Annotated in this window: 4 protein-coding genes and 1 pseudogene; 1 reads left to right on the top strand and 4 read right to left on the bottom strand. The window is 57.2% G+C overall.

Features of this window, described 5'->3' with window-relative positions:
* The 4 genes from recG to sciP form a co-directional block, all read right to left on the bottom strand.
* Positions 1 to 1,955 (bottom strand): ATP-dependent DNA helicase RecG (gene recG, locus AC2FNU_RS23690; RefSeq protein WP_496793598.1); only part of this gene is annotated, 1,955 nt, incomplete at its 3' end.
* Positions 1,952 to 4,204 carry an NAD-dependent DNA ligase LigA gene (gene ligA, locus AC2FNU_RS23685; protein ID WP_496793594.1) on the bottom strand — a complete coding sequence of 751 codons (2,253 nt, stop codon included), beginning with the start codon at positions 4,202 to 4,204 and terminating at the stop codon, positions 1,952 to 1,954. The genes ligA and recG, both read right to left, overlap by 4 nt.
* Positions 4,205 to 4,327: 123 nt before the next feature.
* Positions 4,328 to 5,044: a response regulator transcription factor CtrA gene (ctrA, locus tag AC2FNU_RS23680; RefSeq protein ID WP_171183282.1), complete on the bottom strand. Its 717-nt coding sequence runs from the start codon at positions 5,042 to 5,044 to the stop codon at positions 4,328 to 4,330.
* An 85-nt stretch (positions 5,045 to 5,129) separates the two neighbouring features.
* Positions 5,130 to 5,423, bottom strand: a complete 294-nt coding sequence (gene sciP, locus AC2FNU_RS23675) for a CtrA inhibitor SciP (RefSeq protein ID WP_496793586.1) — start codon at positions 5,421 to 5,423, stop codon at positions 5,130 to 5,132.
* A gap of 130 nt (positions 5,424 to 5,553) precedes the next feature.
* On the opposite strand from sciP, the pseudogene AC2FNU_RS23670 reads away from it, so the two are divergent.
* Positions 5,554 to 5,746, top strand: a pseudogene (locus tag AC2FNU_RS23670) (tRNA 2-thiouridine(34) synthase MnmA); the annotation flags it as partial.

Below are 5,746 nucleotides of genomic sequence, written 5' to 3'. Positions count from 1 at the left end.
ATCAACCCGGCCTGTCGTTCAAGATCAGCTATGCGGAACTTAGGAAGGCCGGACTGCGCGGTCCCGATCAGATCCCCGGCCCCGCGCATCTCAAGATCGGTTTCGGAAATGCGGAATCCATCCTCGGTTTCCCGCAAAACCTCCAGCCGTTTGCGCCCGCCTTCGCTGAGCGGCGGTTGGTACATCAGCAGGCAGGTCGAATCCGCGTCACCACGCCCCACACGCCCACGCAATTGGTGTAACTGCGCCAGCCCGAAAATCTCTGCCCGTTCAATCACCATGATCGTTGCGTTGGGAACATTGACCCCAACTTCGATCACAGTTGTCGCCACCAGAACCTTGGTGTCACCGTTCTGAAAGGCGCTCATGGCAGCGTCTTTATCGGCGGGTGGCATCTGACCATGGACCAGGCCCACCACGCCTTCCCCCAGAATGGCACGCAGCCGTTTGAACCGATCTTCAGCGGCGGTCAGGTCCGAAACCTCGGATTCGTCCACCAACGGACAGACCCAGTAACACTGCCGCCCCTCTTCAATCGCGCGACGCAGATGCGACACGACCTCGTCCATACGCTGTGTGCTGACGATTGCCGTCTTGATCGGTTTTCGCCCGGGGGGCTTTTCGTCCAGCACCGAGACATCCATGTCCCCGTACTGCGCCAGCGCAAGGCTGCGCGGGATCGGCGTTGCCGTCATCACCAGAACGTCGGCACCCTGCCCTTTTTCCGACAGTTCCATCCGTTGCCGAACCCCAAACCGGTGCTGTTCGTCGACGATAGCCAAACGCAACGCATTAAACTCGACATCGCTCTGAAACACCGCATGGGTGCCAACCAGAATCTGAATATTACCCTGTTTCAGCGCCTCAAGCTTGGAACGTCGCTCGGCCCCCTTATCGCGTCCGGTGAGCAGTTCCAAAACCACCCCGGCCTCTTCCGCAAGGGGGCGCAACCCTTCCAGATGCTGACGCGCGAGTATCTCGGTCGGGGCCATCATCACACCCTGCCCGCCAGCTTCAACGGCGATCAGAAGTGCCATGAATGCCACCAGTGTCTTACCTGCACCAACGTCGCCCTGTAGCAAACGATTCATGCGAGATTCAGAGGCCATATCACCCGCGATTTCATCAATTGCCCGGCTTTGGGCGCCGGTCGGGCGATACGGAAGGCTGGCCAGCACCTTGGACTGCAAACTTCCGGTGGCGACGCTGACGACTCCACGGGATTTACGTTCCCGTTGACGGGCCAATGCCAGGGTCAACTGATGTGCAAATAATTCGTCATACGCCAAACGCTGCCGCGCGGGCGCAAACGGGGCGACGTCATCCGCCCCCTGAGGGTTATGCCCGGCCTGAATGGCCGAAGCCCAATCCGGCCATTTTTGCTGGGCCACCTGCGCAGGGTCAATCCATTCCTCAAGCTGAGGCGCCCGGGCCAACGCGCTGCGACTGGCCTTGAACGCCGTTTTCTGAGTCAGCCCTTGTGTCAGATGGTAGACAGGTTCGAATTCCGGAATCTCCCCGGCCTGTTCGACCGGCAGCATGTGGTCCGGATGCACCATCTGGGCCATGCCGTCGAACATTTCCAACTTGCCCGAAATCACCCGGCGCGATCCCTGCGGAAGCAGCTTTTTCAGATAGTCTCCACGCGCATGAAAGAAGACCAGCTGGAAATCGGCCTGACTGTCTTCGACATGAACGCGATACGCTCCGCCCTTGTTGCGCGACGGACGATGAGCGCCAACAGTGACTTCAACAGTCAACGTAGCGGGCAGATCAGCACCCTGAATCGTGTCGCGCCTGCGCCGATCAACCACCGCATATGGCAGCCCGAACAAAACATCGCGCGGGCTTTCTACGCCGGTCTGCGCCATAACCTGCGCGGTTTTGGGGCCAACACCCTCAAGCGTTTCCAAACCCGCAAACAGCGGGAAAAGCTGTTCAGGCCGTCCGCTCATGCGCCTTCGATCAGCTGCAGCCAGCCATCCTCATCCAACGTTTCGATCCCAAGCTCTGCCGCTTTCTTCGCCTTCGACCCGGCTCCGGGGCCGGCAACCAGAATATCGGTTTTCTTGCTGACAGAGCCAGACACTTTTGCACCCAAAGCTTCGGCCCTGGCCTTGGCTTCGGCGCGCGTCATCTTTTCCAGCGTTCCTGTGAAAACAACCGTTTTGCCTGCGACCGGGCTGTCGGACGCAGGTGCGTCGGGTGCGATGACGGTCAACTCTTGCCGCAGCGTATCAAATGCGCGCCGCTCTTCCGCATTTGCAAACGCATCTGACAGAGACAGCCCAAGCGTTGCTCCGATCCCATCGATACCGATCAGATCAGACCATGCGGCATTGGCCTCAGCTGGAACTCGGGCCGCTGCGACTGCTGCATCACGCGCTTCTTTGACGCGGGCGCGACGACCTTCGGCCAGCGCTGCAGCCCGTTCGGCGTCTTCTGCCTCATCAGCTTGCCGCTGCGCCAAAGCCGCCGGTCGGGCGGTGTCCAGCGCTTGTGCCATGGCATCCCACTCGCGATAATACAACGCCAGATCACGTGCGCCGACCTCGCCCACATGGCGAATACCCAAAGCAAACAGCAGGCGCGCAAACGGAATGGTTCGCTTTTCGTCGATCGCTGCAAACAGGTTTCCGGCCGAGGTTTCCCCCCACCCGTCCCGGTTTTTCAGTCGGGCCAGATTCCCCTTGTCACGCCGTTCAAGCGTAAAGATTTCCGCAGGGGAATTAATCGACAGCACCGGATCATCGTAGAACATCTCTATCTGCTTTGCGCCTAGGCCTTCGATGTCAAACGCCTTTCGCGACACGAAATGTTTGAGTTTTTCCACCGCTTGCGCCGGGCAGATCAAACCACCCGTACAGCGGCGCACCGCGTCACCTTCCTCGCGGATCGCCGCGCTTTGGCACTCGGGGCACAGCGTCGGGAAGGCAAAGGGCTGAGCATCAGAAGGGCGTTTTGAAAGGTCTACGTCTGCCACTTTTGGGATCACGTCACCCGCGCGATAGACCTGCACCCAATCGCCGACACGAATGTCTTTACCGTCGCGGATCGTACCGCCCTTGGCATCACGCCCGGCGATATAGTCTTCGTTGTGCAAGGTAGCATTCGACACCACGACCCCACCCACAGTCACCGGATGCAACCGAGCCACGGGGCTGAGCGCACCCGTGCGACCGACCTGAATGTCGATGGCTTCCAACCTCGTCCAGGCCAGTTCGGCCGGAAACTTATGCGCAATCGCCCATCGCGGCGTGGTCGAGCGGAACCCCAAACGCGCCTGAAGGGACAGATCGTTGACCTTATAGACAACCCCATCAATGTCGTAGCCCAAGGTAGAGCGTTGCGCTTCAATATCCCGATAATGCTCCAACATGTCTTGGGTCGTCTTGCACAGACGGGTCAGATCATTCGTTGAAAACCCAAGCGACTTGAGCCGTTCAATCGCTTCCAGTTGCGTGCCCGCCAACGGCTGGGACACCTCCCCCCAAGCATAAGCAAAGAACTTCAGGGGACGGGATCGTGTGATGTCCGCATCCAGCTGCCGTAAAGATCCGGCCGCTGCGTTACGCGGGTTGGCAAATGGTTTTCCGCCGCGCTCTGCTTGGCGGGCATTCAGTGCCTCGAAATCGGCGTGAGACATATAAACCTCGCCGCGGACCTCAAGAACTTCCGGCGCGCCATCCAACTGCTGAGGAATATCCGAGACAGTGCGTGCATTTGCGGTCACGTTCTCACCGACTTCACCGTCTCCACGCGTCGCTGCCTGAACAAGCTGACCGTTTTCATACCGCAAGGACAGCGACAGACCGTCAATCTTTGGTTCAGCCGTGAAAGACAGGGGCTCCTGCGCGCTCAGACCAAGATACTTGCGAATGGATCTGTCGAAATCAGCCACGTCGTCGTCATCAAAGGCGTTACCCAGCGACATCATTCGGACAGCATGCGTGACTTTCGAAAACCCGTCTGCCGCCTTAGAACCCACCTGCTCCGACGGGCTGTCATCACGTTTAAGGTGAGGGAATCGTGCCTCAATTTCTGAGTTGCGGCGTTTCAGTGCATCGTATTCGGCATCTGAAATCTCCGGTGCGTCCGCACCGTGATAGAGCGTGTTTGCCCGCAACAACACATCCGCCAGGCGCGCCAACTCGGCGCGTGCTTGGTCTTCGGTCAGATCAGAAATTGAGATTGAGTTGCTCATGGCCTCGCCCTGTCACGCGTTCTTGGACCTCAGTGATAGGGCGAGGTCATGGCCAGGTCCAGACGTGCTGAGCCGTGAGTGCAATGTGCTGCCCCGGACCGCCGACAGCACAGGTGGTTCAAATCAGAGGCCGACAGCCATCCGTGTTTCTTCCAAACTGTTGCTTTGCGGGTCGCGCAGCACATATCCACGCCCCCAGACGGTTTCGATATAATTCTCGCCGCCTGTCGCATTGCTGAGCTTTTTGCGAAGTTTGCAAATAAACACATCAATAATTTTCAGCTCAGGTTCGTCCATGCCTCCATAGAGATGGTTCAGAAACATCTCTTTTGTGAGGGTCGTGCCCTTTCGTAAGCTAAGCAGTTCGAGCATCTGGTATTCCTTGCCGGTCAGATGCACGGTCTTTCCATCGACTTCCACGGTCTTTGCATCCAGATTCACAGCGACCCGACCGGTATGGATAATTGATTGCGAGTGTCCCTTGGACCTGCGGATAATGGCGTGGATGCGTGCCACCAATTCTTCGCGATGAAAGGGTTTGGTCAGGTAGTCGTCGGCCCCAAAACCAAAGCCCTTGATCTTACTTTCGGTATCATCGGCGCCGGAAAGGATAAGGATTGGTGTTTCAACCCGGGCGATCCGCAATTGGCGCAACACCTCATGCCCGTTCATGTCCGGCAGGTTCAGGTCCAGCAGAATCAGATCGTAATCGTACAGCTTTGCCAGATCGATGCCTTCTTCACCAAGGTCCGTCGCATAGACGTTGAGGTTTGCATGCGTCAGCATCAGTTCGATGCTTTTGGACGTGGTCGGATCATCCTCAACAAGAAGTACGCGCATTTTTCACTGCTCCAATTCGGTCAACAATTCCAATTAAAAATAAACCTGAAGAAGAATGGTTAATCTGACGTTACCGTTGAATCAATTATTCACACTCTCCTTTAGGTTGTCGATATTTTTTTAAAGCAGTTGCTTTCAACGCCTCGACACCATGTTCGGCGACAAGAGACACCCAGCCGTTGAATTCCTCATCACTGATTCCGTACTTTTTCTTGGCGTCAGACAAGGTGATCAGGCCGTAAAGCACACCACGTACGACTAAAATCTTACGTGAGGCCACCCACCGTCGTGTATTCGCGGGTGGCAGATCAGCGCGCGTCAAAACGGTCCCGTCGGGTAATGTCACGGACCGTGGGCCCTCAACTTTGTGCAAAAACATCTTTCAACCCTTTTCTTCCTGCACCGTTACTGACATCAGGCTACTTAAGACCGCATGAAACCGCCCCTTGAGAATGTGTAGAATTTTCTTATATTCCGGCGGTCTTCCTTAACCCGAAACGGAACTGATCATGGCCCTCGATACCGAGACCCCGCTGAACTCGCTTGGTTTTGCTAAACCACCCTCGGAAACGCGGGTGGTTGTTGCGATGTCGGGTGGCGTCGACAGTTCCGTCGTGGCGGCCTATCTGGCGGATCAGGGCTATGACGTCGTGGGCGTGACACTACAGCTTTACGACCACGGCGCGGCGTTGGCCAAAAAAG

Source organism: Ruegeria sp. BHSB064, from assembly GCF_059613205.1.
This window is presented reverse-complemented; position numbering and strand designations above follow the sequence as displayed.